At 68.7% G+C, this 24,583-nt stretch carries 27 protein-coding genes and 1 riboswitch; of the genes, 15 read left to right on the top strand and 12 right to left on the bottom strand.

Features of this window, described 5'->3' with window-relative positions:
- Positions 1–75 precede the first annotated feature (75 nt).
- The 6 genes from AC1Q5B_RS04030 to AC1Q5B_RS04005 all read right to left on the bottom strand — a co-directional run bounded on the left by AC1Q5B_RS04030 (position 76) and on the right by AC1Q5B_RS04005 (position 7,669).
- Entirely contained in the window at positions 76–1,095 is a 1,020-nt protein-coding gene (locus AC1Q5B_RS04030) for a ribonucleotide-diphosphate reductase subunit beta (protein WP_492630435.1), read from the bottom strand.
- A 284-nt stretch (positions 1,096–1,379) separates the two neighbouring features.
- Positions 1,380–3,716, bottom strand: a complete 2,337-nt coding sequence (locus AC1Q5B_RS04025) for a ribonucleoside-diphosphate reductase subunit alpha (RefSeq protein WP_492630943.1) — start codon at positions 3,714–3,716, stop codon at positions 1,380–1,382.
- 282 nt (positions 3,717–3,998) lie between these two features.
- Positions 3,999–4,217: riboswitch (cobalamin riboswitch) on the bottom strand.
- A gap of 218 nt (positions 4,218–4,435) precedes the next feature.
- Entirely contained in the window at positions 4,436–5,800 is a 1,365-nt protein-coding gene (gene hglS / locus AC1Q5B_RS04020) for a 2-oxoadipate dioxygenase/decarboxylase HglS (protein ID WP_492630434.1), read from the bottom strand.
- A gap of 74 nt (positions 5,801–5,874) precedes the next feature.
- Positions 5,875–6,738 carry a sterol desaturase family protein gene (locus AC1Q5B_RS04015; RefSeq protein ID WP_492630433.1) on the bottom strand — a complete coding sequence of 288 codons (864 nt, stop codon included), beginning with the start codon at positions 6,736–6,738 and terminating at the stop codon, positions 5,875–5,877.
- Positions 6,739–6,747: 9 nt separating this feature from the next.
- Entirely contained in the window at positions 6,748–7,041 is a 294-nt protein-coding gene (locus AC1Q5B_RS04010) for an EF-hand domain-containing protein (RefSeq protein WP_492630432.1), read from the bottom strand.
- Positions 7,042–7,144: 103 nt separating this feature from the next.
- Positions 7,145–7,669: a hypothetical protein gene (locus tag AC1Q5B_RS04005; protein ID WP_492630431.1), complete on the bottom strand. Its 525-nt coding sequence runs from the start codon at positions 7,667–7,669 to the stop codon at positions 7,145–7,147.
- Positions 7,670–7,864: 195 nt separating this feature from the next.
- On the opposite strand from AC1Q5B_RS04005, the gene ompR reads away from it, so the two are divergent.
- Genes ompR through AC1Q5B_RS03990 form a run of 3 tightly spaced genes read left to right on the top strand, consistent with a single transcriptional unit; the run spans position 7,865 to position 10,783 of the window.
- A complete protein-coding gene (ompR, locus tag AC1Q5B_RS04000) occupies positions 7,865–8,584 on the top strand; it encodes an osmolarity response regulator transcription factor OmpR (protein WP_492630430.1) in 720 nt (239 codons plus the stop codon).
- Positions 8,581–9,846: an ATP-binding protein gene (locus AC1Q5B_RS03995; RefSeq protein WP_492630429.1), complete on the top strand. Its 1,266-nt coding sequence runs from the start codon at positions 8,581–8,583 to the stop codon at positions 9,844–9,846. Before ompR ends, AC1Q5B_RS03995 begins: the two co-directional genes overlap by 4 nt.
- Before the next feature lie 28 nt (positions 9,847–9,874).
- Positions 9,875–10,783, top strand: a complete 909-nt coding sequence (locus tag AC1Q5B_RS03990; RefSeq protein ID WP_492630428.1) for an alpha/beta hydrolase — start codon at positions 9,875–9,877, stop codon at positions 10,781–10,783.
- A 144-nt stretch (positions 10,784–10,927) separates the two neighbouring features.
- Here AC1Q5B_RS03990 and AC1Q5B_RS03985 read toward each other — a convergent pair whose 3' ends face one another.
- From AC1Q5B_RS03985 to AC1Q5B_RS03965, 5 genes are all read right to left on the bottom strand, one after another.
- A complete protein-coding gene (locus AC1Q5B_RS03985; protein WP_492630427.1) occupies positions 10,928–11,596 on the bottom strand; it encodes a hypothetical protein in 669 nt (222 codons plus the stop codon).
- A gap of 98 nt (positions 11,597–11,694) precedes the next feature.
- Positions 11,695–12,252 (bottom strand): hypothetical protein, encoded by a 558-nt coding sequence (locus tag AC1Q5B_RS03980; RefSeq protein WP_492630426.1) that lies wholly within the window; start codon positions 12,250–12,252, stop codon positions 11,695–11,697.
- A gap of 40 nt (positions 12,253–12,292) precedes the next feature.
- Positions 12,293–13,069: an SIR2 family NAD-dependent protein deacylase gene (locus tag AC1Q5B_RS03975; RefSeq protein ID WP_492630425.1), complete on the bottom strand. Its 777-nt coding sequence runs from the start codon at positions 13,067–13,069 to the stop codon at positions 12,293–12,295.
- 4 nt (positions 13,070–13,073) lie between these two features.
- The gene (gene zapE, locus AC1Q5B_RS03970) at positions 13,074–14,225 is read right to left on the bottom strand and encodes a cell division protein ZapE (protein ID WP_492630424.1); all 1,152 of its coding nucleotides are present in this window, start codon (positions 14,223–14,225) and stop codon (positions 13,074–13,076) included.
- A complete protein-coding gene (locus AC1Q5B_RS03965; protein WP_492630423.1) occupies positions 14,225–14,884 on the bottom strand; it encodes an alpha/beta hydrolase in 660 nt (219 codons plus the stop codon). Before AC1Q5B_RS03965 ends, zapE begins: the two co-directional genes overlap by 1 nt.
- 214 nt (positions 14,885–15,098) lie before the next feature.
- On the opposite strand from AC1Q5B_RS03965, the gene AC1Q5B_RS03960 reads away from it, so the two are divergent.
- From AC1Q5B_RS03960 to AC1Q5B_RS03950, 3 genes are all read left to right on the top strand, one after another.
- On the top strand, positions 15,099–16,016 hold the full coding sequence (locus AC1Q5B_RS03960) for an AEC family transporter (protein ID WP_492630422.1): 918 nt from the start codon (positions 15,099–15,101) through the stop codon (positions 16,014–16,016).
- 62 nt (positions 16,017–16,078) lie between these two features.
- The gene (locus tag AC1Q5B_RS03955) at positions 16,079–17,185 is read left to right on the top strand and encodes a hypothetical protein (RefSeq protein WP_492630421.1); all 1,107 of its coding nucleotides are present in this window, start codon (positions 16,079–16,081) and stop codon (positions 17,183–17,185) included.
- A 58-nt stretch (positions 17,186–17,243) separates the two neighbouring features.
- On the top strand, positions 17,244–17,729 hold the full coding sequence (locus AC1Q5B_RS03950; RefSeq protein WP_492630420.1) for an MgtC/SapB family protein: 486 nt from the start codon (positions 17,244–17,246) through the stop codon (positions 17,727–17,729).
- 18 nt (positions 17,730–17,747) lie between these two features.
- On the opposite strand, the gene yczR is transcribed toward AC1Q5B_RS03950, so the two are convergent.
- Positions 17,748–19,199, bottom strand: coding sequence for a MocR-like transcription factor YczR (yczR, locus tag AC1Q5B_RS03945; RefSeq protein ID WP_492630419.1), 1,452 nt, complete (start codon positions 19,197–19,199; stop codon positions 17,748–17,750).
- 60 nt (positions 19,200–19,259) lie between these two features.
- On the opposite strand from yczR, the gene yczE reads away from it, so the two are divergent.
- The 9 genes from yczE (at position 19,260) to AC1Q5B_RS03900 (ending at position 24,579) form a co-directional block, all read left to right on the top strand.
- Entirely contained in the window at positions 19,260–19,943 is a 684-nt protein-coding gene (gene yczE, locus AC1Q5B_RS03940) for a membrane protein YczE (RefSeq protein ID WP_492630418.1), read from the top strand.
- Positions 19,940–20,782, top strand: a complete 843-nt coding sequence (locus tag AC1Q5B_RS03935; protein ID WP_492630417.1) for a PhzF family phenazine biosynthesis protein — start codon at positions 19,940–19,942, stop codon at positions 20,780–20,782. Before yczE ends, AC1Q5B_RS03935 begins: the two co-directional genes overlap by 4 nt.
- A 223-nt stretch (positions 20,783–21,005) precedes the next feature.
- Entirely contained in the window at positions 21,006–21,368 is a 363-nt protein-coding gene (locus tag AC1Q5B_RS03930; protein WP_492630416.1) for a DUF7079 family protein, read from the top strand.
- A 62-nt stretch (positions 21,369–21,430) separates the two neighbouring features.
- A complete protein-coding gene (locus AC1Q5B_RS03925; protein WP_492630415.1) occupies positions 21,431–21,988 on the top strand; it encodes a dihydrofolate reductase family protein in 558 nt (185 codons plus the stop codon).
- Positions 21,989–22,061: 73 nt separating this feature from the next.
- Positions 22,062–22,571, top strand: a complete 510-nt coding sequence (locus AC1Q5B_RS03920; RefSeq protein ID WP_492630414.1) for an HIT family protein — start codon at positions 22,062–22,064, stop codon at positions 22,569–22,571.
- 18 nt (positions 22,572–22,589) lie between these two features.
- The gene (locus AC1Q5B_RS03915) at positions 22,590–22,922 is read left to right on the top strand and encodes a hypothetical protein (protein ID WP_492630413.1); all 333 of its coding nucleotides are present in this window, start codon (positions 22,590–22,592) and stop codon (positions 22,920–22,922) included.
- A gap of 22 nt (positions 22,923–22,944) precedes the next feature.
- Positions 22,945–23,217 (top strand): hypothetical protein, encoded by a 273-nt coding sequence (locus AC1Q5B_RS03910; RefSeq protein ID WP_492630412.1) that lies wholly within the window; start codon positions 22,945–22,947, stop codon positions 23,215–23,217.
- Positions 23,218–23,251: 34 nt separating this feature from the next.
- Positions 23,252–23,656, top strand: coding sequence for a VOC family protein (locus tag AC1Q5B_RS03905; RefSeq protein WP_492630411.1), 405 nt, complete (start codon positions 23,252–23,254; stop codon positions 23,654–23,656).
- 131 nt (positions 23,657–23,787) lie between these two features.
- On the top strand, positions 23,788–24,579 hold the full coding sequence (locus tag AC1Q5B_RS03900; protein WP_492630410.1) for a hypothetical protein: 792 nt from the start codon (positions 23,788–23,790) through the stop codon (positions 24,577–24,579).
- The last annotated feature ends 4 nt before the right edge of the window (positions 24,580–24,583 follow it).

The following is a 24,583-nucleotide window of genomic DNA, read 5'->3' as shown; positions in this document are numbered from 1 at the left end:
CCGATGCAGCGCCATAGGGTTTCATTGCTGCGGTCGCGACTCACGTCGCTCCTACAACTAGCAAGACGATCCGCCTCAGAACGCGTGGTCGAAGCCTACTTCGCCCTGTACGCCCAGCTGGTAGGCCGACACGCGACGCTCGAAGAAGTTGGTCAGCTCCTGCACGTCCTGCAGCTCCATGAAGGGCAGCGGGTTGCGCACGTCGTAGCGCTTGGGCATGCCGAGCTTGGCGAAGTGCTGGTCGGCGCAGTGCTGCAGGTACTGGCGCATGTCGCGGGTCGAGATGCCGGCCACGCCGCCGGACAGCACGTCCTCGGCGAACTGCACCTCGCACTCGATCGCCTCTTCCAGCATGTCGTAGACCTGCTGCTGCATGCGGTCGTCGAACAGGTCCGGTTCTTCCTCGCGCACGGTGCGCACGCACTCGAACGCGAACTCCATATGGCAGCTTTCGTCGCGGAACACCCAGTTGGTGCCGCTGGCCAGGCCCGGCAGCAGGCCGCGCGAGCGGAAGAAGTACACGTAGGCGAACGCGGCGAAGAAGAACAGGCCTTCGATGCACGCGGCGAAGCAGATCTGGTTGAGCAGGAACTGGCGGCGCTGGTCGCGCGTCTCGATCCGCTTCAGGTCCTGGATGCTGTCGATCCACTTGAAGCAGAAGTCGGCCTTCTTCTTGATCGCCGGGATGTTCTCCACCGCCGCGAACGCCTTGAAGCGCTCGGCGGGGTCGGGCAGGTAGTTGTCCAGCAGGGTCAGGTAGAACTGCACGTGCAGCGCTTCCTCGTACAGCTGGCGCGACAGGTACATGCGCGCTTCCGGCGCATTGAGGTGCTGGTACAGGTTCAGCACCAGGTTGTTCGACACGATCGAATCGCCGGTGGCGAAGAACGCGACCAGCCGGTGGATCAGGTGACGGTCGGCCGGCGTCATCTTGGAATGCAGGTCGGTGATGTCGATCTGGAAGTTGATCTCCTCCACCGTCCACGTGTTCTTGATGGCGTCGCGGTACATGTCGTAGAACTGCGGATAGCGCATCGGGCGCAACGTCAGTTCAAAGCCGGGATCGAGCAGCATCTGCTTGGGTTGTGCGGACATGGTGCGGTGTTCCTGTTCGGCGCCTTCCCCCGCGTGCGGGGGAAGGCTGGGATGGGGGCGAGCGAAATACGGGTGTGTGTTCGCTTGGAGGGTGGGGAAGGAAAGCGATGTCACCGGTTGGAACAGATCGGTTCTGCGTCAGCGGCTTCGGCCTTGCCCCCACCCCAACCCTCCCCCGCAAGCGGAGGAGGGGGCTACACATTTGAAGTTGGCGCCTCCATGCGCCGGGAACATCCGTGTTCCGGTTCCAGGGTCCGTCGGCCGGAGCCGACGCAGGGGTGCGGTTACTGGCACGCCTCGCAGGCTTCCGGGTTCTCCAGCGAGCAGGCGATGGCCTCGGTCGGCGTGTAGTCGCGCTTCGGCGCGGCGGTCGTGGCGCTGCTGACCGTGGTCTTGGCGATCCGGGTGGCCGGGCGCGAACGCAGGTAGTAGGTGGTCTTGATGCCCTGCTTCCACGCGTACATGTACATGGACGACATCGCGCCGATGTTCGGGCTTTCCATGAACAGGTTGAGCGAGGCCGACTGGTCGATGAAGGCGCCACGGCCGGCGGCCATGTCGATCAGCGAGCGCATCGGGATTTCCCATGCGGTGCGATAGACCTGCTGCAGCGTGTCCGGGATCTGCGCGATGCCCTGGATGGAGCCTTCGGCCAGCTTGATCGCATCGCGCGTCTCCGGTGTCCACAGGCCGAGCTTCTTCAGTTCGTCCACCAGGTAGCGGTTGACCTGCAGGAAGTCGCCCGACAGCGTCTCGCGCTTGAACAGGTTGGACACCTGCGGCTCCACGCACTCGTAGCAGCCGGCGATCGAGGCGATGGTCGCGGTCGGCGCGATCGCGATCAGCAGCGAATTGCGCAGGCCATGCTCCTTGATGCGCGCGCGCAGGGCGTCCCAGCGCTCCGCGTTCTCGGGGACGATGTTCCAGGCGTCGAACTGCAGTTCGCCGTTGGCGGCGCTGGTGTCGGCGAACGACGGATGGCGGCCGCGCTCCTGCGCCAGTTCCACCGACGTTTCCAGCGCATGGAAGTAGATGGTCTCGGCGATCTTCGCCGACAGCGCGCGCGCCTCGGCGCTGTCGAACGGCAGGCGCAGTTTGAAGAACACGTCCTGCAGGCCCATGCAGCCCAGGCCGACCGGGCGCCAGCGCAGGTTGCCGCGGCGCGCGGTCTCGATCGGATAGAAGTTCAGGTCGATCACGCGGTCCAGCTGGCGCACGGCCAGGCGCACGGTTTCGGCCAGCTTGTCGAAATCGAACCAGCCATCGTCATCGAAGTGGCGGCCCAGGTTGATCGAGCCCAGGTTGCACACCGCGGTCTCTTCGGCCGAGGTGACTTCCAGGATCTCGGTGCACAGGTTCGACAGGTGGATGACGTTGCCGGCGCGCAGGGTCTGGTTGCTGGCGGCGTTGCACTTGTCCTTGAACGTCATCCAGCCGTTGCCGGTCTCGGCCAGCGTGCGCATCATCCGGCCGTACAGCTTGCGGGCGGAGATCGTCTTGACCGCCTTGCCCTGCGTTTCCGCCTGCGTGTACGCCCGCTCGAACGCATCGCCGTACAGGTCGGTCAGTTCCGGCGTCACGCGCGGGTCGAACAGCGACCATTCCTGGTCGGCCTCGACGCGCTTCATGAACAGGTCCGGTACCCAGTTGGCCAGGTTGAGGTTGTGCGTGCGGCGCGCTTCGTCGCCGGTGTTGTCGCGCAGTTCCAGGAAATCCTCGATGTCGGCGTGCCAGGTTTCCAGGTACACGCAGGCCGCGCCCTTGCGCTTGCCGCCCTGGTTGACCGCCGCGACCGAGGAATCGAGCGTCTTCAGCCACGGCACGATGCCGTTGCTGTGGCCGTTGGTGGACTTGATCAGCGAACCGCGCGAACGCACGCGCGTGTAGCTCACGCCGATGCCGCCGCTGAACTTGCTCAGCTGCGCGATGTCGCCGTACTTGGCGTAGATGGATTCCAGCGTGTCCTGCGGCGAGTCCAGCAGGAAGCATGAGGACAGCTGCTCGTGCGTGGTGCCGCTGTTGAACAGCGTCGGCGAGCTGGGCAGGTAGTCCAGGTTGCCCATCCGGCGGTACAGCGCCAGCGCTTCCGGCACGTCCTCGCTCAGCGCGCAGGCGATGCGCAGGAAGAACTGCTGCGGCGTCTCGATCACCTTGCGCGTGTGCGGATGGCGCAGCAGGTAGCGGTCGTACAGCGTGCGCAAGCCGAAGTAGTCGAAGTGCAGGTCGAGCGACGCGTCCAGCGCGTCGTTGAGCTTGCGCGCGTTGGTCTGCACGAAGTTCAGCAGGCGGTCGTTGATCAGGCCGACCTCGTGGCCGCGGGTGACCGACTGCGAGAACGCGTGGATCTCCTGGCCGGTGACTTCCTTGACGATGTAGCCGGCCAGCAGGCGCGCGGCCAGTCGGCTGTATTCGGGCTCCTCGCCGGTCAGCAGCGCGGCGGTGCGGATCGACAGTTCGTCCAGTTCGCGCGTGCTGGCGCCGTCGTACAGGCCGGAGATGGTGCGGGTGGCCACGCGCATCGGGTCGATGGCGTGCAGGCCTTCGCAGTTGCGCTGCACCGCGCGCACGATCTTGTTGAGGTCCACCGGTTCGCGGCCGCCATTGCGCTTGGTCACGCTCATCGCGGTGGCGGTGGGCGGCGGGGTCAGCGAGAACGCGTCCTTCTGGGACGGGGTGGTGCCGGCGTCGGCGACGGCGACGGCGGTGTCGGTCTGGGTCACGAGAAATCCTCCATGCGTGGTGCACGCGGCGGCCCGTCCCTCGCGGGGCTGCGCAACGCCGGATGGAGCATCACAGTGGGGAAGCGGCGTCGCAGGGAGCGAGATCGTGCGGACCGAAGGCCGGCGTCCCCTGCGTCACCAGCCCTCTCCCCCCGGAGATTCCGCGGCCGGCACCGCGCGGTGTGCTACGCGCGGCTGTCGGCAGGTCTTCGGACTCATGGGCGCGAAGGGCGAGCCTTCTTCCTACGTCCGCCGCTTCCCGGGGCAAGGCCCCAGTGCTGGTGGCGGGTTCGTTCCCAATTACCGCTGCGGGGCAGTGCCGGAGTGGCGCGAACGCGTCACCGGCTTCCCGTTTTAATCCCGTGGCTTGCGGCCACCGGAACCGACGGCCACAAGATAGTGGGGGGTACCGGACGCGTCAACACCAAATGTTGTGTGGAACAGCGGGTGTCGGTGCGAAGCGGGTTTCACGGATTGGGCTCGCCTCGCGAACCTTCGTAGGGTGGGCCTTGGCCCACCATCGCACGCGTCGAGTGCCGTGGAGATGCGGCGACACCGCCGCTCTCCAAGTCGCGTCGCGAGGTCCAGCATGGCGACGGCGGGCCAAGGCCCGCCCTACGTCAGCTCCGCAGCGCGGCGATCGAGGCAGCCTGCGCCTGCGCGTACAGCGCGAACGGGTCGTGGATCGTCTTGCCCAGCGCCGCTTCGAACGCCTCCTGGTTGGCGTGCGCGTCGTACGCGCGCTGTTCGCCGCCGCCGAGGTTGGACTGGAAGATGCCCGCCGCGCTGACCGGCAGGAAATCCTCGTAGACGATGGGGTCGACGACGGCGTGGCCGGCATCGACCAGCGCGTCCGGCGTGATCGCCGTGCGCTCGGAGGCCGGCAAGGCGGCGCCGCTTTCCGTCAGGCGATAACGGAAGTAGCCCAGCCCCTCGCGACGCAGCGTCGCTTCGTCATCCGGGAATGCCGCGAACGCTGCCGCCAGGCGCTGTGGATAGTCCGCCGACGTATTGCCTGCACCGCCGGCCTGCCGCACCTGCGCCAGCAGGCGGTCGTAGAGGTCGCGGCCGGCCGGCGTCAGCGCCAGGCCGCGCTGTTCGATCTCGCCGAAGCGCGCGCTGTGACTGCCGGGCACCAGCGTGCCGGTGGCGTCGGGGAAGGCGACTTCCTCTTCCAGCGCCTTGAAGCTGGTCTGCCGCAGCAGGATCGGCACCGCGCGGCGCGGCGGGCCTTCGATCAATGCCTTGGCCTGGATGCCGCGCGCCAGCATGGCGGCCTGCGCGGCGTCGATGTCGAGCGTGCGCGGGGTCAGGTGGTTGATGTGCGGCCCGCGGAAACTGACCACGTCGGCGACCAGGCGGTGCAGGCCGTGCAGCGCGCGGTAGGTCTCCAGCGGCACGGTGGCATCGCCGTGCCAGCGGAAGGTTTCCAGCACCTCGGCGACGAAGCGCTGCGCGTCGGCTTCATTCAATCCGCCGTCGCGTTCGGCCTGGTCCACCAGCGCCCGCGCGCCGGCGGTGAAGATGTCGCGCCTGGCCAGGATCGCTTCCGCCTCGGCGCGCAGCGCGGCGTCGGCGATCAGTTCCAGCCGCAGCAGCGAGGTGAAGATGCGGAACGGGTTGGCGGCCAGCGCGGCTTCCGTCAGCGGGCGGAACGCGGTCGCGTGCACTGGCACGCCGGCCACGGTCAGGTCGTAGTAGCCCACCGGGTGCATGCCCATCAGTGCGAACACGCGGCCCAGCATCGCCAGCTCGGCCGGCGTGCCGACGCGGATCGCGCCATGGCGCTCCAGGTCCAGCCGTTCCGTTTCCGCATTGCGCGCCAGGCGCGCGGCCAGCGCGGGATCGCCCTGCAGCGTCGCCGCGTTGACCTCGCCCACCAGCTCGATCAGGTCGCCGTACAGCGGCACCTCGGTGCGGTACATGTCGGACATGGCCTGGGCGAACAGGCCGCGGATGCGGTCGGGCGGAACGAAAGCGGTCATGGGGCTCGGCGTGCGGGCGGCGTGGGGCCGCCGGGGGCGCGTATTGTCGCCGGCCGCGACGGCCCGGGCCACTCTCAGCGGCCGGGGCGGCCTTCGTACGCATCGCCGGGGACATACCCGGGGGGGCCGAACAGGGTCATCCCCACCTGCCGCAGGCCACGCGCGCGGCGCAGGTCGCGGCCCAGCTTTACCCAGGCGTGGAAGGCGATGGTCACCGGGTTGTAGCTGTGCACCGGATCCACCAGGCCATAGCGGATCGGCACCTCCTGACGTTCCTCGCGGCAGGTACCGAACAGGCGGTCGAACACGATCAGCACGCCGCCGTAGTTGCAGTCCAGATACTCGGGATTGCTGGCGTGGTGCACGCGGTGGTGGGACGGCGTGTTGAACACGAACTCGATGGCGCGCGGCAGGCGCGGCACCAGTTCCGTATGCAGCCAGAACTGGTACAGCAGGTTCAGTGCCAGCGCGCCGAGCACGTACGGCACCGGGAAGCCCAGCCAGACCAGGGGACCGAAGAACAGTGCGGCGCCGGTGAGTTTGCCGGTCCAGCCCAGCCGGTAGGCGGTGGACAGGTTGTACTGCGTGGCCGAGTGGTGCACCGAGTGGTTGAGCCAGAACCAGCGCACGCGGTGGTCGGCGCGGTGCATCGCGTAGTAGCAGAGTTCCTGGCCGAGGAAGAGCGCGATCCAGTGCCAGGCCTGGTCCATCGCGATCGTGGTCAGGCGGAACTCCCAGATCGCGAACAGCAGCACGCCGACGATACCGCCCTGTATCAGCAGGCCGGACAGGACGCGGCCAAGGGCATCGCCCAATGAAGCCCAGTATCCCTTCCAGTCGTAACGCACACCGCGCCGCGCGAGCCACGCAGCTTCCAGCGCCGCGATCAGCGCGAATACCAGCAGTGGCAGGCCGGCGAAGGCGCGTATGCCGTCCATGGCGCGGCCTTACCGTCCACGCCGCTCGGCGAGCTTCTGGCCCGCCGCGCGCATTTCGTCCGGCGAGAGCTTGCCGTCGCCGTTCGCATCCAGGGTGTCGAAGCGCTTGGCAATGCGCGGCAGCTTCGCCTCGGCTTCGGCCTTGTCGATCAGGCCGTCGCCGTTGGCGTCGGCGGCTTTCAGGCGTTCCTGCAGCGTGGCTTTCTGTTCGTCGGTCAGGGTACGCGGCTGCGCGTGGGCGGGTGCCACCAGCGAGAACACGGACAGGGCGGTGGCGAAGGGAAGCAGGAGGGTGCGGGACATCGGGGTTCTCCACGAGGTAAGGAAGGTGCAGGCGCGACGGGTGGGAGGGCGTCCATGCGGCATGGGGGGTGCCTGCCGCCGCGCCTGCGGAAGAGAGCGGTCGTCAGTGGCCGCGCGGGCAAGCGATGGTTTCGCCGCTGGCGTTGGTGCAGGTACCGGTGTGCGACACCGTGCCGCCGGATACCGTGGTACTGCCGGTGTAGCTGTTCCCGTTCGCGCCGGTGGCGTTGGTGCTGCGTGCGACGGTCACGTGGCCGTCCGCATCGCGGCTGATGCCGCCACTGGTGCTGGCGGTGCTGCCGTTCGGGCCGTTGGCGTAGGCGCTGCCCTGGCGGCCGGCGCTGCCGTCGGCGTTTCGGTAGGCGTTGCCCTGGTAACCGGCAGTGCCGCCGTTCGCGCCGGCCATGCTGCCGCTGCGCGAACCGGAGGCGTTGCCTTGGCCATCGGCCTGCCAGTCGCGCTGGCGCTGGCTCTCGAAGCGCGCGTTGCTTCGGTCGACGGCGACGCTGCCGCCTTGCGCCGTGCGCTGCACGGCGCGGCTGCGCTCGCGGGCGTCGGCATGGTCGGCGAACAAGGTGGTGGCGCACAGGGCGAAGGTGGTGGCGATCAGGAACGGGGTCTTGCTCATGGCGGATGCCTCGTCGGGATGTGGGATGGCCGCACAGGGGGAAGCGGCGGCAGGACCACGGTAGGGCGGGCAACCGCGACAGGTGTGTCGCGGTTGGCAGCAGATGTGTCTGCCGGCCGTGCGCGAAACATCTGCTTACAAACGGGCCGTCCGCAGGGTTTGCCGGCCGTTGCGGCGGCGCGCGATAGTGGCCGCATGGACGAGACCCTGCCCCGCGTACTGCTGGTGGACGACGACGTGCGCTTGCGCGAACTGCTGCAGCGCTACCTGCAGTCGCAGGGCTTCGACGTGCGCGGCGTAGGCGATGCCGCGCAGCTGCGGCAGGCGCTGGACCGCGGCCACTTCGACCTGATCGTGCTCGACCTGATGCTGCCCGGGGAAAACGGCCTGGACATCTGCCGCCGCCTGCGCGGGCTGGGCGATGCCACCCCCATCGTCATGCTGACCGCGAAAGGGGACGAGATCGACCGCATCGTCGGCCTGGAGATCGGCGCCGACGACTACGTGCCCAAGCCGGTCAATCCACGCGAGCTGCTGGCGCGCATCCGTTCGGTGCTGCGGCGCACGCGCCCCACCCCGGGCGCACCGCAGCCCGAGGGCGGCGAGGTGGTGTTCGGCCCGTTCACGCTCGACCTCGGCCGGCGCGAACTGACCCGCGACGGCGCGCTGCTGCGCCTGACCAGCGGCGAGTTCGCCGTGCTCTCGGTGCTGTTGCGTCATCCGCGCCAGCCCCTCAGTCGCGACCGCCTGATGAGCCTGGCGCGCGGCCGCGAACACGAGGCCTTCGAGCGCAGCATGGACGTCACCATCGCGCGCCTGCGCCGCCTGCTGGAAGACGATCCGCGCCAGCCGCGGCTGATCCAGACCGTCTGGGGCGTGGGTTATGTGTTCGTGCCGCCGGAGCCATCGGCATGAGGTCGCCACGATCCCGCAGCCTGTTCGGCCAGCTGGCGCTGGTGATCGCGCTGGTGCTGATCGGCGCCGGCGTCCTGGCCCTGTTGCTGGGGCGCGAACTGGCCACGCGCCCCGCCGCCGACCAGCTGCTGCGCGCGATGCAGGCCTTCGCCGAAGTCGTCGAAGCGCTCGACCGCCACCAGCCGCATGCGCGCACCGTGGCGCAGCTGCGCGATGCCGGCCTGGAGGTGCGCAGCACGCCGCCCGCCGATGCGCGCCCGCGCTTCGCGCCGCTGCTGCGCGAGTTGCGCGAGCAGGCCGGCGACACGCTCGGCGATGGTCGCGCGCTGCGCATCGACGCGGGTCGCGGTCTGCGGGTGATCTGGCTGAAACCGGCCACGCGCGAACCGCTGTGGGTATCGTTCGCCTACGACCGTCCGGGTACCGGCATGCGCCGCTTCTCGGTGTTCATGCTGGTCGGCTGCGTGGCGCTGGTGTGGCTGGCCGCGGCGTACTTTGCCCGCCGGCTGGTGCAGCCGCTGCGCCAGCTGGCCGCCGCCGCACCGGCCATCGTGCGCGGCGATGCGCCCGCTTCCGTGCCTGCGCGCGGTCCGCGCGAAGTGGTCGAACTGGCGCAGGCGCTCGGCGATGCCAGTCGCGACGTGCGTGCGGCGGCGGAAGAGCGCGCGCTGCTGCTGGCCGGCATCTCGCACGACCTGCGCACGCCGCTGACGCGCCTGCAGTTCGCGCTGGAGATGGTGCCCGACACCGATCCCGAGCTGACGCGCAGCATGCACCGCGACATCGCCGAGATGGACGCGATCCTCGGCCAGTTCATCGCCTTCGCCCGCGACGGTCGCGACGAGGGCAGCGAGTCGGTCGATCTCGCTGCGATCTGTCGGCACGCGGTCGCCGCCGCATCGAAGGGCTGGCATGTCGACCTGCCCGAGCACGCGCTGCTGCCCGGCAAGCCGATGGCGTTGCTGCGCGCGGTCGAAAACCTGCTGGTCAACGCCGAGCGGCACGGCGCGTTGCCGCTGTCGTTGCGGTTGTGGGCGGAAGGTCCGGCGTGGGTGGTCGAAGTCGCCGATGGCGGCCCCGGCCTGTCCGCGGCGGCCGCCGAGCGCGCACGCCAGCCGTTCGTCCATGACCAGGCGCAGGGCGGCAGTGGGTTGGGCCTGCCGATCGTCGACCGCGTCGCCCGCCAGCACGGCGGCGAGCTGCGCTTGCTGCCGAACACCCCCCACGGCCTGCGTGCGCAACTCGTGCTGCGCGCCGGTTGAACCCGATCTCCCTCCACGAGGTGATGCGATGAAGACGCTGTTCCGTGCCGGCCTGCTGGTCGGCGTGCTGATCGTGGCACTGCCGCCGCTGGCGGCGCAGACGTTACGCGAACGCCTGCAGGAGAGGCGCGACGCCTCGCGCCAGCCCGCCGCCCGTGCGCCAGCCCTGCCGGCCGGCGCGCGCGCACTGCGCGATATCGCCTACGGCGACGATCCGCGCCAGCGTTTCGACGTCTACCTGCCCGCACAGCCGAAGAACGCGCCGATCCTGCTGTTCGTCCACGGCGGTGGCTGGGCCAACGGCAACAAGGACAATCCGGGCGTGGTCGAGAACAAGGCCGCTTACTGGCTGCCGAACGGTTACATCCTGGTTTCCACCAACTACCGCATGCGGCCGGACACGGCGCCGCTCGACCAGGCCCGCGATGTCGCCCGCGCGCTGGCGGCCGTGCAGAAGCGCGCATCGGAATGGAACGGCGACGCCTCGCGCGTGCTGTTGATCGGCCATTCCGCCGGGGCGCACCTGATCGCGCTGGTCGGTGCCTCGTCGACGCTGTGGCGCGAGGCCGGCGCAACGAAGCCACGTGCCGTGGTGTCGCTGGACAGTGGTGCACTCGACGTCCCGCAAACGATGCAGCGCCCGCCGCTGCCCGGCATCTACCAGCGCGCATTCGGCGACGACCGCGATGACTGGATCGCCACCTCGCCCTACCACCAGCTCACCCGCGACGCGGTGCCGATGCTGTTCGTCTGCTCCTCGCGCCGCAAGGACGCCTGCCCGCAGGGGCGGGCGATGGTCGACAAGGCGAAGACGCTGGGCGTGGCGATGGACGTGCTGCCGGAGGATCTCTCGCATGGCGAGGTGAATCGCACTCTCGGCTTGCCGTCGAGGTATACCGAGGCGGTGGATGCGTTCGTGCGGCGGCAGTTGCAGTAATCCTCTCCGTGGGAGCGACGTGAGTCGCGATGGAGCCTTACCGGTCGCCGATCGCGACTCACGTCGCTCCCACAAGAACCCTAAGTCGTGCTTTCCCCTCGCCCCGGCGGTCTACCCCGTGTCGGAGGAGAGGGGGCAACGCCGTCAGCGCGTGATCCGCACCGCAGCCAGCGCTTCCTGCAAGCGCGCACGCGCTGTCGCCTCATCGAACGGCGGCGTGGTTGCCGAGTTTTTGGCAAGAGGTGGAAACACCACAAGGTCAATCGCGATGCAGCGCTCGTTTCGCACAGAACGGTAGGCATCCATCGTGCGCGGCGGGTAATGGCCCGTCCCCGCGTCGACGGCACGGAAATGGCGGAACGGTTGCCCATCGATGCGGATCTCATCCGAGGGGCCGGCAATGGAAGCCTCGGGTGGCTGCAGGCACGTCACCACGGCATGGCTGTCGGTGCTGGTGCCGATGTGCAGCTCGGCAGCCATTCCCGGGCCCGAGCCCTCCAGCACCAGTCTCAGCAATGGCTGTCCGCGCACACCAGGACCGGCCAAGCCATTCCAGCTGCCCTCGGACGGCGCGTCGGCGGGCTCGCGATGCAACGTGAACCCCGGTGTCGGCGCCAATGCGAGGCCGATCTCGTCATCGGAGAACTGGAACTGCGGCGCCTCGCGGCCGGTCACGGGCGGTGCGGGATCGGCGATCCCGGCCGCGGTCTGCGTGGCGGCTTCCACATCCTTCTCCTCCGGCGCGCGCTGGCAGCCGGCCAACAGCACAGTGGCTAGGGCGGCGTAGAGCGGGATACGGGCGATCGGCTTCATGGCGGTCTCCTCCGCGACAGTGGCCCGAGTCTGGCAAGCCCCGTGTGAAGCTTTCGCTTGTATGCGTCACGCCATCCACGAACTTCGTTGATGCCTCGTCATTCGCTGTGCGGAGGTGGCGGTGGAGGCGGCGGTATCCCTCCCGTACGTGAAGCAATCCACACCGGAGGGTAGCTATCAGGAAGAGGCCTGATGCCGTAGATGGCCTGGATGACCGGGAGGATCTCGGGGCGCCGCAAATTGTTCTTCAGGTTGTCAGGATCGTAGAAGCCGTCGAGGTACAGCAGCGAGCCATCCGCTGCCGCCAGTGAGATCGTCTCGCCTCTTGCACTGGTTGCGATCAGGTAATGGTGCCCTACGACCAAGTTAAGTCCGCCGCACCACGTGCTATGGAATGTCAGGTTCCTGTAACCAGACGCATCTCCGAAGAGATTCTGTACGGGCGTGATCTTTCCTTCGGACCAGACTCTGCGCGTGGACAGGCCGATCCGTTCTTCGCGGTAACGCGTTTCATCCAGTCGGAAGACAAACACCGCTGTTGCACGCTTGAGTGCAGACTGGAATGTTGGAGGATCAGGGTAAGAGCATGCAGACGCCGCAAACGGGACGCATGAAAGCCAACTTCCGAACAGGATCGCTGCAGCCCACCGGATCATGACGTCCCCTCCGCACTGCTGGCGACTATCACCGCAGCGATCAGGCGCCGTCAAACGAGGGCAACTGCGCGATCAAATGGGGAAGCGCCTGCGCCGCCGTCGCCCGCCAGACGTGGTCCGCCTCCGCAGACAGCGCCGTCGGTTCCGGATTGATCTCGACGATCACCGCGCCATGGCGTCGCGCCAGCGCAGGCAGGCCGGCGGCGGGATACACCAGCCCTGACGTGCCCACCACGAACATCAGGGCGCAGCGCGTCGCAGCCTCGGTGGCGGCGTCCCACGCATCGTCCGGTAGCGGTTCACCGAACCACACCACGCCCGGGCGGATACGATCGCCGCAGAACTCGCAGCGCATCGGTTCGACCCGCTGCTCGCCGTCCATGTAATCGTCGAGCGGACCGTCTTGCGTACGCCCGCAGGCGAAACAGCGCAGCGCGAACAGGCCGCCGTGCACATGCGCGTCGACCGCGCTGCCGGCCCGCTCGTGCAGGTCGTCGACGTTCTGGGTGACCAGCGACACCGGCATGCGACGCGCGAGCTCCGCCAGCGCGCGATGACCGGCGTTCGGCTGTGCATCGCGGACCCGCTGCATGCGCCAGCGATACCAGCCCCAGACGAGCGCGGGATCCTCGCGCCATGCCTCGGCTGTCGCCAATCGCATCGGGTCGAAGCGCGACCACAGGCTGTCATGGGTGCCACGGAAGGTGGGGATGCCGCTCTCGGCCGACATGCCGGCGCCGGTCAGCACGCAGAGGCGGCCGCCACCGGCGATCGTCCGCTGCAGGGCGTCGGCGATCGCGGGTGGCACCGTGTCCATGCGCTCAAGCCTTGTGCGGCGTCGCCAGGTACTCGGCGCTCTGCATCTCGATCAGGCGCGAGGCCGTGCGTTCGAACGCACCCTGCAAGCGCGTGCCGGTATACAGCGCGGTCGGGGCCGCGGCCGAAGTGCAGACCAGGTTGACGTGGCGGTCGTACAACTCGTCGACCAGGTTGACGAAGCGGCGCGCCGCATCCTCGTTCATGCGGTCGAAGGTGGGGATGCCGCCCAGCAGCACCGTGTTGAACTCGTGCGCGACTTCGATGTAATCCGTCGTGCCGCGCGGACCTTCGCACAGCGCGGCGAAATCGAACCACGCGATGCTCTTGCCGCGACCGCGCACCGGGATCTTCCGGCTGTCGATCTCGATGTTGCCCGCCTGCGCGGCCTCGCCACCGGTTAGTTCGCACCAGCGCGTTGCCAGCCAGGCGTCGGACTCGCCGTCCAGCGGCGTGCGGTACACCGGCGAGCGCGTCAATGCGCGCAGGCGGTAATCCTCCTGCCCGTCCGATCGCAGCACCACGCAATGCCGCTGAAGCAGGTCGATGGCAGGCAGGAAGCCCGCGCGCTGCAGGCCATCCTTGTAGAGGTTTTCCGGTGCGGTGTTCGACGTGGTCACCAGGGCGATCCCTTCGGCGAACATGCGGTCGAGCAGGCGCGCCAGCAGCATCGCGTCGCCGATGTCGGTGACGAAGAACTCGTCCAGCACCAGGACGCGCAGCTTGCCGCGCACCTCGCGCACGATCTTCGCCAGCGGATCGCTTTCGCCGGCATGCGCGCGCAGGCGCTCGTGCACGCCGCGCATGAAGCGATGGAAGTGGGTGCGGTACTTGCCGCCGCCCTCGCCGTGCGCCTTGTTCTGCGACACCGAATACGTGGGCAGCGGCAGGTTGTCGTAGAACAGGTCCACCAGGAAGGTCTTGCCGCGCCCGACCTCGCCCCAGTAGTACAGGCCCTTCACCGTTTCCGGCGGCTTGCCGAACAGGCGGCCGAACAGGCCCGGCGATGCCGGTTCCGCCAGCAGCGCGTTATGGATGCGGTCCAGTTCGGCCAGCGCGGGATGCTGCGCCGGATCGTCCTGCCATTGGCCCTGCGCTGCGCCGCGCGCGTAGACCTGCGACGGCGAGGACGCCGCGTTGCGCGCGTCGTCCGCCATCACGCCGGCACGTAGCCTTTCATCGCGTGCTTGATGGCGCCGCGCAGGTCCATCAGCTTGCGATGGAAGAAGTGGCTGGTTTCCGGCATGCGGATCAGCTCCGGCGGCTGCTTCAGCGTATCGATCCAGTCGTAGACCGCCTGCGGCTCGACGATCTCGTCTTCCTCGCCCTGGATCACCAGCCAGGGGCAGGACGGCGGCGCGATCGCACTGAAGTCCCAGCGTCCCGCAGGTGGCGCGATCGACACCAGTGCGTCGGGCTGCAACGCTGCCGCAGCGCGTAGCGAGACATAGGCGCCGAAGCTGAAGCCGGCCAGCCACAGCTGCGTGCCGGGCCGTTGCGTACGCACCCAGCCGGCCACCGCGCGCAGATCGTCGACTTCGCCATCGCCGTGGTCGAACAGGCCGCCGGAGGCGCCGGTGCCGCGGAAATTGAAGCGCACCGTGACCGCGCCGAGTTCGCGCAGGCTGCGCGCCGCCATCACCACCACCTTGTTGTGCATAGTGCCGCCCTCGGTGGGCAGCGGATGGCAGACCACGGCGGTGACCGGCGCCACGGGCTCGCCGTCTTCCGGCCAGTCGACGTGGGCTTCGAGCGGACCCTCGGGACCGTCGAGGGTGATCGGGCCGGAGGCGGTGGGGAAGGCGGGGTTCGTCATGTCGCCATGATAAGCCCTGCGTGCGCGACGCCCGTCATTCCGGTGCGTGCCGGAACCCGGCGACCTGAGGCGGCCGGGCGAGTCACGGGGTCCCGGCCTGCGCCGGGGCGACGAGCAATGAATGACGGTGTTGATCGCCGTGCGACCAAGGTGCGACAGCGTCGCGCGCGGCGGTATGCGATCCTGCCCTCCCCACGTCGTATCCCGTTGCACCATGGCATTCGATGCCTTCGCCCTGATCCTGACCATGCTGGCGCTCGGCATGCTGTTCGCGCGCCTGCGTGCATTCCCCGACAACGCCGGCGACGTCATCAACCGCGTCGTGCTGTACGTCTGCCTGCCTGCGGCGATGCTGACCTACGTGCCGCGGCTGCGGCTGGACACGTCGTTGATGGGCGTGGTCGTCACGCCATGGCTGTTGACCGTGGCCACCGTGGCGCTGGTTGCCCTGGCGACGCGCGCACTGAAGTTCCGCCGCGACGAACATGCGGTGCTGCTGCTGTGCGTGGCGCTGTGCAACAGCAGCTTCATCGGTTACCCGATGGTGCGTGCGCTGCTGGGCGAGCACGCGCTGCCGTACGCGGTGGTCTACGACCAGTTCGGCACCTTCATCCTGCTGTCCACGTTCGGCCTGTACGTGCTCGCTCGCTATGGGGGCGATGCGCCGCCTACCGCGCGCGAGATCGCGCTGCGCATCGCGAAGTTCCCGCCGGTGTGGGCGCTGCTGTTCGGGCTGACACTGATGCCGGAACAGCCGCCGGCGTGGATCGGTTCGGCGCTGCAGAAACTGGCCGACGCGATGCTGCCGCTGGTGATGCTGGCGGTCGGCCTGACCCTGCAGCTGAAGCTGCCGCGCGACGAGTTGAAGCCGCTCGCCGTCGGCCTGCTGCTGCGTTTACTGGTGATGCCGGCGCTCGCGGTACCGCTGTCGCTGGCGTTCGGCATGCGCGGTGAGATGCTGCAGGCCAACGTGCTGGAGTCGGCGATGCCCACCATGATCACCGCCGCCGCACTGGCGATCTCCCACCAGCTCGCCCCGCGCCTGGCCGCCGCGCTGGTCGGCTACGGGATCCTGCTGTCGCTGGTCACGCTGCCGATGTGGGCGTGGGTGGTGACTCGGCTGGCCGCATAGCCTGCTGGCGTGCGGTGCGGCGTTCGTGCGAACGTGGCCGCGGTTCCCGACAGGAGTGGGCGATGCGCAAGGCGATGCAGGTGGGCCTGTGGGTGATGGCGTCCGCGCTCACGGTCTTGCCGTCCTTTGCGCGCGAAGCACCGCCACCGGAGGTGGTCGGTCGGGTCGAATCCGATCCACGGCTGGCCGCGGCCAGTCGGGCCTGGCATGACGCATGGCGGGCAAACATCGAGGCGTACCTGCGGACGGTCGCCGCGCATGGCACGCCGCGTGATCGCTTGACGGCGGGCTTGCTGTGGCCGCTGGAGGAGGGCGGGCCGGGTGCCCAGACGCGCAGATGGGTTGAAGAGGCCTACGCCGCTTCCACGGGCGACGATCCCGTCGTGGACGGGATGTTGCTGGACACGTGTCCGAGGGTCGGCGCCCGCTGCGACCGGGCCCGGCTGTTGCAGCGCCTGATGGCCGCCGATCCGGACAATGCCGAAGTCCTGCTCACCGCGTACCACGACGCCATCCAACGCGATGACGCGGCCGCCGCCGAGCGCTACTGGCAGGCCGCCGCCCACGCGACCCGTTACCGCGCGCGCTTCAACGACATCGGTCTGCGGATGGCCACGACGCTGCGGCAGGTGCCGGCGCCACCGCTCGATCCCGCGCTGGCGGCCGCCATGGGCGAGGACGTTGGACTCGGGCGGGCCGCTACGCCGAAGGACGTGGCGGACATCGCAGTGATGGCCTTCGCCGCGGCCATCGCCATGCCGTCCCTGACGCCCGTCACGCAGCGATGCCGTCCGCAGATCGGTGAACTGCCGGCCGATGAGCGATCCGTCTGCAAGCGCATCTACACGCTGATGGCCGCCGACACGTCCATCCTCATCGGTCCCGCCATCGCGCTGCCGCAGTTGGTGCGATGGGCCGATACCGATGCTGAGCGCGCGCTTGCGCGCGAGCGCCTGCGCCGGTTCGCCTGGGTGTACGAAAACGTCATGCAGCTGTACCAGCGGCCCGCGGATGCGCGGCGCCTGCCGGACGATCATGTCGATGTGTTCCTGCGCGACGGCGAGCTGGCCGCCATGCACCTGCAGCTGCAGGCCAACGGCATCGCCGTCGAACCGCCCGCTGGCTGGCAACCGGAAAACCCGGGCTATCGCGCCCTGCTGACGCCCTGACCCGCCTTCGCGTCGCCTTGACCGCGCCGATGGAAGCATCGGCGCCGGAGGTCACGCCATGTTCGACGGATGGGAAACGCAGGTGTCGGTGGTCGCGCGCATCGCCTTCGCGATGGTGCTGGGCGGGGCGATCGGGCTGGAGCGCGAGATCAAGGACCGGCCCGCCGGATTCCGGACCCATACGCTGGTCGCCGCGGCCGCCGCCATGCTCACCGGCATGGGCGAGATGATGCTGGCGCAGGCGCAGCACAACGAGGAGCGCGTGCAGATCGACCCGTTCCGCCTGGTGGAAGCGGTGATCGCGGGCGTGGCGTTCATCGGCGCGGGCACCATGATTGCGCAGCGCGGCCGCGGCGTGGCCGGCATCACCACCGCCGCATCGCTGCTGATGGTGGCGGTGATCGGCGTGGCGGTCGGCTTCGGCCATGGCTGGCTGGCGCTGCTGGCCACGCTGCTGACGCTCGCGGTGCTGTCGGCGCTGGCATGGATGGAGCGGCGCGTATCGCGGCGGGGCAACGGACACGACGGCACGGCAACCCGCTGAGCCCGGGTCGCGCCTTCCTCATGCGATCAGTCGCGTCCCGCGGCGAAGAAGGGCGTCCGGCTCCTGCGGACGCGTCGACCACGTGTCGGCCATCACCCGTACCGCCTGCACCAATGGCTCCTCCGGCCGCGCGAACGGAATCCGCAGCCACTGGTCGGCGCCGCCCTCCACGCTGAAGACCGGTCCCGGCGCCAGGTGCACCCCGCGCCGTTCCGCATCCGCGGCCAGTTGGGTGGCGCTGCCATGCGGCATCCGCACCCACAGCGAGAGGCCGCCATCGGGCAGGCGGAAGCGCCAGTCGGGCAGGTACTCGCGCAGGGCGCCGGCCAGCGCATCGCGGCGTTGCCGCAGCTGCTCGCGCCGCGCGGCAAGCACGTGGTCCGCACCGAGCATTTCGGCGACCACCAGCTGATCGAACAGCGAGCTGCCCAGGTCCATCTGCACGCGCGCGGCGAGGATGCGGTCCACCGCCTCGCGCGGCGCGCGGATCCAGCCCACGCGCAGCCCGCCCCAGCACAGCTTCGAGGCGCTGCCGACGGTGAAGGCGCCGGATGCGTGCACGGCGAACGGCGCCGGCATCGGCGCATCGGTGAGGCTGGTGGACTGCAGCGTTTCGTCGACGATCGCCACGGTGCGTGTGGCATGCAGGCACGCGGCATAACGGGCGCGCTGCGCGTCGGACATCAGGAAACCGGTGGGATTCTGGAAATCCGGGATCAGGTAGGCGAGGCGCGGCGCGGTCTGCCGCAGCGTCGCCTCGATCGCATCCAGGTCCCAGCCTTCGTCACCCAGGGGATCGCCCATCGGTGCACTGACCAGGCGTCCGCCGCCCAGGCGGAGCGCTTCGATCGCATTCGAGTACACCGGCGATTCGACCAGTACGCGATCGCCGGGGCGCGAGAGGGCGCGCGCGAGGATCGCGATGGCCGACAGCGCGCCGGACGTGACGACGATCTGTTCCGGCGCCGTCGCCAGGCCGCGCTGCGTGTAGTGCGCCGCCACCCGCTCGCGCAGGGCCGGCAGGCCCGATGGCAGGTAGCCGTCGCCGGACAGGTATGCCGGCAGTGCCTCCATGGCGCGCGCATAGGCCGCCGCGACGCCCGGCGTCGCTCCGCCCGCCGCGCAGTTGAGGTCGATCACGCCTTCGGGCGCCTGCGCCGTGTCCACCGTATGCAGCGCGTGGTCGTGCGCCCTCCGGCGGTCGATCGGCACCGTGGCGTACGTCCCGGCGCCCTGCCGGGTGGTGGCGAAACCGGCGGCCGCCAGGTCCGCATACGCGCGGGTGACGGTGTTGCGCGACACGCCCAGCGCCGTGGTGACGGCGCGTTCGCTGGGCAGGCGGGTGCCGATCGGAATGCGGCCGTCACCGATCAGTTCCTGCAGCGTCTGGCGCAGGCCGCGATAGGCGGGACTGCGGGGGAAGTCGCCGACCAGCATGGCCAGGCGTTCGGGAGCCAGTGTGCGTTCCATGGGGCCACTATCGCAGGATTGGCTCTGGAGAAAAGGGCCAATCCGGAGGATCGTGGCCCCATGAAACCGCTCACGTCTGCCACCGGCCTCGCCAACCTGGGTCCCCTCGCGCAACTGAAAGCCGGACGCCTGCCCGAGCGTCTGCTGCGCCTTCTCGTGGGTCTGTGGCTGTACGGCCTGGCCATCGCGCTGATGATCGAAGGCGCGGTCGGCGCTTCGCCGTGGGATGTGTTCCATCTGGGCGTCTCGCGGCACCTGCCGCTGTCGTTCGGCATGGTCATGGTGCTCACGGCCGTGGGCGTGCTGCTGGCCTGGGTCCCGCTGCGGCAGATGCCGGGCGTGGGTACGGTGGCCAACACCTTGTTGCTGGGGCCGTTCGCCGACCTCAACCTCGCCCTGCTCGGTACGCCCGAAGGCCTGCCCTTGCGCTGCGCCTACCTGCTGGCCGGCGTGGTGCTGTGCGCGATCGCTACGGCGATGTACATCGGCGCGCAGCTGGGTCCGGGTCCGCGCGATGGCCTGATGACGGGCCTGGCCCGCCGCACCGGCTGGTCGATCCGCAGCATCCGCACGCTGATCGAAGTCACCGTACTGATCGTCGGCATGTTGCTGGGTGGCGTGGCGGGCGTCGGCACGGTGCTGTTCGCGTTCGGCGTGGGTCCGCTGACGCAGTTCTTCCTGCGCTACCTGGTGGTGCGCCTGGACCCGCCCGCGGCGGTGGCGCTGGAAGGAGAATCCCGATGACGCCGACGATCCTGCGCTACAGCGCCTTCACTACCGATCCCGACGGCGGCAATCCCGCCGGCGTGGTGCTGGACGCACGCGGTCTGGGCGACGACGCCATGCAGCGCATCGCTGCCGAGGTGGGCTATTCGGAGACCGCCTTCCTGCTGCCGCGTGCGGACGGCGACCTCGACGTGCGCTACTTCAGTCCGCTGGCGGAAGTGAGTTTCTGCGGGCATGCCACGATCGCGGCGATGGTGGCACGGGCGCGCGGGCACGGTCCCGGCGACTTCGTGCTGCACACGCAGGCCGGACGCGTGGCCGTGACGGTCGATGCCGACCTCGCCGCCACACTGACCAGCGTGACGCCGAGGGTCGCGACGCTGGAGACGACGGATCTCGATGCACTCCTCGCAACCCTCGGCTGGCGCCACGACGAACTGGATCCCGACCTGCCGCCCGGACTCGCCTATGCCGGCGCGTGGCATCCCGTCGTCGCCGCCGCGTCGCGCGCGCGACTCGCCGACCTGCACTACGACTTCGATGCGCTCGCAGGGCTGATGGCCGCGCGCGGCTGGACCACGATCAACCTGGTTTGGCGCGAGGACGCGGACACGGTGCATGCGCGCAACCCGTTCCCGCCGGGCGGCGTGGTGGAAGACCCGGCCACCGGTGCCGCCGCCGCAGCGCTGGGGGCATATCTGGCGGCACGCGACCGGTTGCCGGCCAGTCGCACCTTCGTCATCCACCAGGGTCATGACCTGGGCCGTCCGAGCCTGCTGCACGTGAGCGTCCCGCTGGACGTGCGCGACGGCGTGCGCGTCAGCGGCACGGCGGTGGAGATCGGGACGGCGCGCTGAAGCGCCGTGGCTCCTGTGCGATGCGCCCGACCGATCTCGCGCCGCACAGCTTCTGCCGCGCGCCGCGAAGCCGCGCGCCTTGACGGGGGCTTTGCCCCGGAATGACCATGGATGCCGCCATGAAAGAGCGAGCCATGGGACAACGCAGGCAACGTGGCATGCTTCATGCCTGTGTCGTCGGGATGCGCCTTGGTCATGCCGTGAACCCGCAGCCGGGTAACGCATGAGGTTCTCGAGGGAAGAACTCGAAATCCGCCGGCCGCTCTGGATCGCGCTCAGTGAGCTCTATCTCGATGCCGGGCCGGAATGGGAGCGTGTCGCCGAACTCTGCTCGCGCTCGCCCTTCGCGATCGCCGAACTGCAACGCATCCTGTTCGACGAAGTGCATCCGGTGGTCCACCTGAACCTGTGGTCGACCGCCGGCGTCTGGGACGGGTTCGACCAGGAGTGGCTCATCGCGTCGATCCTCGCGCGCACACGCCGTCCTGTTTTCCGTCTTCCCTGGCCGGAGGAACGCCGCTACCCTTGGCATGAGCTGAAGCCGCGCATCGTGTCAGCCCGTCAGCAGCGCATGCGGACATTCTGAGGGCGGGTAGTGGAGAAACCGGGCCGAGCGGCAGTCCGATGCACACCGACCCGGAGACGCGCATGGGCCTTCTGACGTTCAGCTTCAACCTTACGCTGGACGGTTGCGTCGACCACGAGGAAGGCATCGCCGACGACGAGACGCATGCCTTCTTCACCCGACTGATGGACGACCACGGTGCGATGCTGTGGGGCCGCGTCACCTACGAAATGATGGAGGGCTACTGGCCTGCGGTCGCCCGTGGCGAGGTGGACGCGCCGCGGGCGCTGCGTGAGTGGGCGCTCAAACTGGAGGCCAAGCCGAAGTACGTGGCGTCGACGACGCGCACCGACTTCCCGTGGACCAACAGTCACCGCATCGTCGGCGACCTGCGTACTGGCGTGGAGGCGCTCAAGGAGGCGACCCCGGCCGGCGTGCTGCTCGGCAGCGGCGTGCTGGCGACCGAACTGGACCGGCTCGACCTGATCGACGAGTACCGCTTCCTCCTCCATCCCAGGATCGCCGGACACGGACCGACGCTGTACCAGCGCGGCCTGCCCGCTACACGACGGCTCGATCTGGTATCGGCGTCGCCGCTCGCGTGCGGCGCGGTCGCCATGCACTATCGCCGCGCGCGATGAATGATTCGACGCACGACCGGACCAGGGAGGCGACACCATTCCTTTCGGGCGTGCGAGCACACGGAGGAAACCGATGATCGAACTCCCCGTACGGGATCCTTGCGATCTCTGCGTTGCGGTCCGCGACGAGCCGTGGAAGATCATCGAGGAAGGCGAACATACGCTGACGGTGATCAATCCCTGGCAGTTCGAGGCCGGGCAGTGTTGCGTCATCACCCGCCGGCACGCCGCCCTGTTGCTCGACCTCTCCCACGAAGAATGCGTGGCGGTCATGCTTGCCGCCCAGCGTGTTGCGCGGGCGCTGGACGCGGCCTACCAGCCGCTGGGCATCCTGACATTCCAGAACAACGGGGTGTACAGCGGGCAGGAAACACCGCACTTCCATTTCCATGTCGTTCCCCGACAGAAAGGTAGCGACTGGGGCATAGGGCCGCCGCAACTCGCGGCCTTCGAAGGTGCGGGACGACAGCGAGGCGTTTCGCACGATCCGGGCGGAGACGCGGAGCGCCGGACGCGGGTGCGAGCGTCTCGGGAGCAACTGGTTGAAGCGGTCGGTCTGATACGTTCGAATCTGTCCGACTAAGGCCCGCCAGGAGCGACCATGGGCAACCCTTATTCTCCACCGGAAGCAGCGACCGGCCTGCCGGCGAGTGAGCGCTGGCCGCTGCTGTTCTGGCCGCCGTTCCTGTCCTCCGTCGTCTCGATCCCGGTTGGCCTGGTTTTCTTTGGAGCATATCGACGTGTGCCGGACCTTCTCTTCAGGCCCGAGTTCGTGCTTCCCTTGATCGCGGCTTCCATCGCCTCCGCGCTCGTCCTCCGTCCCTATACCAGTGCCAACTGGCTGGTGCGGGTCATTCTGGGTCCGCCGATCAGCTTCGGCGTGATGATGGCGATTATGGTGGCGTTGAGGGTGTTCAGTCATGCGACGAAATAGCATCGGTGCGGCAGAAAGCGGCATGTCGTGGCAGCGACGCCAGCTTCGTCAGACGATCATCGGTACGGGAGTCGTGGGTGCGGTTGTCGGCGGATTGCCTTTGCTGGCGGCATTCCTGCTGGCGTTCGGGCGCACGACGGCGGTGCCTGTGCGATCACCGATGTTGCAGATGCTGGATGCGGGCCTCTTCGTGATGGCGTGCGTGATGGCGTGCATCGCGGTGTTCGGGCTGCTGCCTATGCTGGTGCAATACGTCTTCATCCATATGGTCCGGCGCTGGACGGGTCGCGACTGACGGCGTCTGCTGGTCAACCTCGAGGTGTTGGACGATGGCCAAGGTAACCGGAATCGGCGGTGTGTTCTTCAAGAGCCGCCACGACAGCGCGGCGCTGGCGGCGTGGTACCGCACACACTTGGGACTGCCGCTGGAGACGTGGGGCGGTGCCGTGCTGCGGTGGCCGGACGACCGGGCCGACGATCAGGGATTGACGGTCTGGACGGTGGCCGACAAGGACAGCGACTGGTTCAGTCCCAGCGACAGCACCTTCATGATCAACTACCGCGTCGACGACCTCGACGCGCTGCTCGAACAACTGCGCGCCGCCGGCGTGCGGATCGTCAAGGGCCCCGAATCGCACGAGAACGGCGCGTTCGCCTGGATCATGGATCCGGAAGGCAACAAGGTGGAGTTGTGGCAGCCGATGGCGTGGGATGAAAAGAACAAGCGGGATTAAGGCACAGAAGATGCGCGCGCATCGCAGTTCCCGAGTTGCGTCGCTCCCGTAGCATCTCGACTCACGATTGCCGGAATGGCGCAGCTTTCGCGTTTACCCACAGGAAGGCATTCCCGCGAGGTGGGGGCGTAATGGAAGCGAGCATGGGCGAGGTGCGGCGCACCGCCGCGCAGACGCGGCGCACCGCCGCGCAGACGCGGCGTCCTTACCCGAACATCGGGTTCTTCTTTCTGGCACTGCTGGCGATGGTGGTCGCCGGATTCACGCCGCCGGTGCCAGGTACGCCGTTCTTCGGCTACTTCAGTCGCGCGACGACGCCGGTGGCCGTGCCTGTGGTGATCCATCTGCATGTGCTGGTCGCACTGGTGTGGTTTTTCCTGCTGACCGTCCAGCCGTTCCTGATCCGCCTGCAGCGCCCGGCCCTGCATCGCACCCTCGGATGGAGTTCGCTCGCGGTCGTCGCGCTGGTCGTCATCACGGCGATACCGGTGATGAAGCACGCCTTCGCGAATGCGCTTTCCGGGATGTCGCTCGCCGGGGCGCTGTCGATGCTCGCGCAGCCGGTCAACGGATTGGCGCTGCTGGTGCTGTTCTACAGCCTGGCGCTGTGGCGCCGCCGCTACCTGCACCAGCATGTCGCATTCGTGGTGGCCGCTGCGCTCGCCACCGCCACGCCCGGTCTGGCGCGTCTGGGCCTGTACGTCGTCGGTGGCATGCCGGGCATCCTGCTGGTGATCGTCTTCCTCTACGGCACGCTGACGGGCTTCATGCTGCTGGCGAAGTTCCGCTACCGGCAGCCCGTGCTCAAGGGGCCATATCTGCCGATCATGGGCGTGTTCATGGCCGCGCACGCGATGGACATCGTCGGCAGCAGGAGCGCGGCGTGGCGCGCGGTCGCCGAGCGCATCGTGTCGGCGTGGTAAGACG

This window comes from Pseudoxanthomonas sp. GW835-FHT14C01 (genome assembly GCF_058793715.1).
The sequence above is the reverse complement of the archived record's forward strand: the minus strand, read 5'-3'. Positions and strand labels throughout refer to the sequence as shown.

What these genes read in the sequence shown, in the direction of transcription:
- AC1Q5B_RS04030 (WP_492630435.1), bottom strand. Translation starts at nt 1,095, where the DNA reads ATGTCCGCACAACCCAAGCAGATGCTGCTCGATCCCGGCTTTGAACTG.
- AC1Q5B_RS04025 (WP_492630943.1), bottom strand. Translation starts at nt 3,716, where the DNA reads ATGAGCGTGACCAAGCGCAATGGCGGCCGCGAACCGGTGGACCTCAAC.
- hglS (WP_492630434.1), bottom strand. Translation starts at nt 5,800, where the DNA reads ATGACCGCTTTCGTTCCGCCCGACCGCATCCGCGGCCTGTTCGCCCAG.
- AC1Q5B_RS04015 (WP_492630433.1), bottom strand. Translation starts at nt 6,738, where the DNA reads ATGGACGGCATACGCGCCTTCGCCGGCCTGCCACTGCTGGTATTCGCG.
- AC1Q5B_RS04010 (WP_492630432.1), bottom strand. Translation starts at nt 7,041, where the DNA reads ATGTCCCGCACCCTCCTGCTTCCCTTCGCCACCGCCCTGTCCGTGTTC.
- AC1Q5B_RS04005 (WP_492630431.1), bottom strand. Translation starts at nt 7,669, where the DNA reads ATGAGCAAGACCCCGTTCCTGATCGCCACCACCTTCGCCCTGTGCGCC.
- ompR (WP_492630430.1), top strand. Translation starts at nt 7,865, where the DNA reads ATGGACGAGACCCTGCCCCGCGTACTGCTGGTGGACGACGACGTGCGC.
- AC1Q5B_RS03995 (WP_492630429.1), top strand. Translation starts at nt 8,581, where the DNA reads ATGAGGTCGCCACGATCCCGCAGCCTGTTCGGCCAGCTGGCGCTGGTG.
- AC1Q5B_RS03990 (WP_492630428.1), top strand. Translation starts at nt 9,875, where the DNA reads ATGAAGACGCTGTTCCGTGCCGGCCTGCTGGTCGGCGTGCTGATCGTG.
- AC1Q5B_RS03985 (WP_492630427.1), bottom strand. Translation starts at nt 11,596, where the DNA reads ATGAAGCCGATCGCCCGTATCCCGCTCTACGCCGCCCTAGCCACTGTG.
- AC1Q5B_RS03980 (WP_492630426.1), bottom strand. Translation starts at nt 12,252, where the DNA reads ATGATCCGGTGGGCTGCAGCGATCCTGTTCGGAAGTTGGCTTTCATGC.
- AC1Q5B_RS03975 (WP_492630425.1), bottom strand. Translation starts at nt 13,069, where the DNA reads ATGGACACGGTGCCACCCGCGATCGCCGACGCCCTGCAGCGGACGATC.
- zapE (WP_492630424.1), bottom strand. Translation starts at nt 14,225, where the DNA reads ATGGCGGACGACGCGCGCAACGCGGCGTCCTCGCCGTCGCAGGTCTAC.
- AC1Q5B_RS03965 (WP_492630423.1), bottom strand. Translation starts at nt 14,884, where the DNA reads ATGACGAACCCCGCCTTCCCCACCGCCTCCGGCCCGATCACCCTCGAC.
- AC1Q5B_RS03960 (WP_492630422.1), top strand. Translation starts at nt 15,099, where the DNA reads ATGGCATTCGATGCCTTCGCCCTGATCCTGACCATGCTGGCGCTCGGC.
- AC1Q5B_RS03955 (WP_492630421.1), top strand. Translation starts at nt 16,079, where the DNA reads ATGCGCAAGGCGATGCAGGTGGGCCTGTGGGTGATGGCGTCCGCGCTC.
- AC1Q5B_RS03950 (WP_492630420.1), top strand. Translation starts at nt 17,244, where the DNA reads ATGTTCGACGGATGGGAAACGCAGGTGTCGGTGGTCGCGCGCATCGCC.
- yczR (WP_492630419.1), bottom strand. Translation starts at nt 19,199, where the DNA reads ATGGAACGCACACTGGCTCCCGAACGCCTGGCCATGCTGGTCGGCGAC.
- yczE (WP_492630418.1), top strand. Translation starts at nt 19,260, where the DNA reads ATGAAACCGCTCACGTCTGCCACCGGCCTCGCCAACCTGGGTCCCCTC.
- AC1Q5B_RS03935 (WP_492630417.1), top strand. Translation starts at nt 19,940, where the DNA reads ATGACGCCGACGATCCTGCGCTACAGCGCCTTCACTACCGATCCCGAC.
- AC1Q5B_RS03930 (WP_492630416.1), top strand. Translation starts at nt 21,006, where the DNA reads ATGAGGTTCTCGAGGGAAGAACTCGAAATCCGCCGGCCGCTCTGGATC.
- AC1Q5B_RS03925 (WP_492630415.1), top strand. Translation starts at nt 21,431, where the DNA reads ATGGGCCTTCTGACGTTCAGCTTCAACCTTACGCTGGACGGTTGCGTC.
- AC1Q5B_RS03920 (WP_492630414.1), top strand. Translation starts at nt 22,062, where the DNA reads ATGATCGAACTCCCCGTACGGGATCCTTGCGATCTCTGCGTTGCGGTC.
- AC1Q5B_RS03915 (WP_492630413.1), top strand. Translation starts at nt 22,590, where the DNA reads ATGGGCAACCCTTATTCTCCACCGGAAGCAGCGACCGGCCTGCCGGCG.
- AC1Q5B_RS03910 (WP_492630412.1), top strand. Translation starts at nt 22,945, where the DNA reads ATGTCGTGGCAGCGACGCCAGCTTCGTCAGACGATCATCGGTACGGGA.
- AC1Q5B_RS03905 (WP_492630411.1), top strand. Translation starts at nt 23,252, where the DNA reads ATGGCCAAGGTAACCGGAATCGGCGGTGTGTTCTTCAAGAGCCGCCAC.
- AC1Q5B_RS03900 (WP_492630410.1), top strand. Translation starts at nt 23,788, where the DNA reads ATGGAAGCGAGCATGGGCGAGGTGCGGCGCACCGCCGCGCAGACGCGG.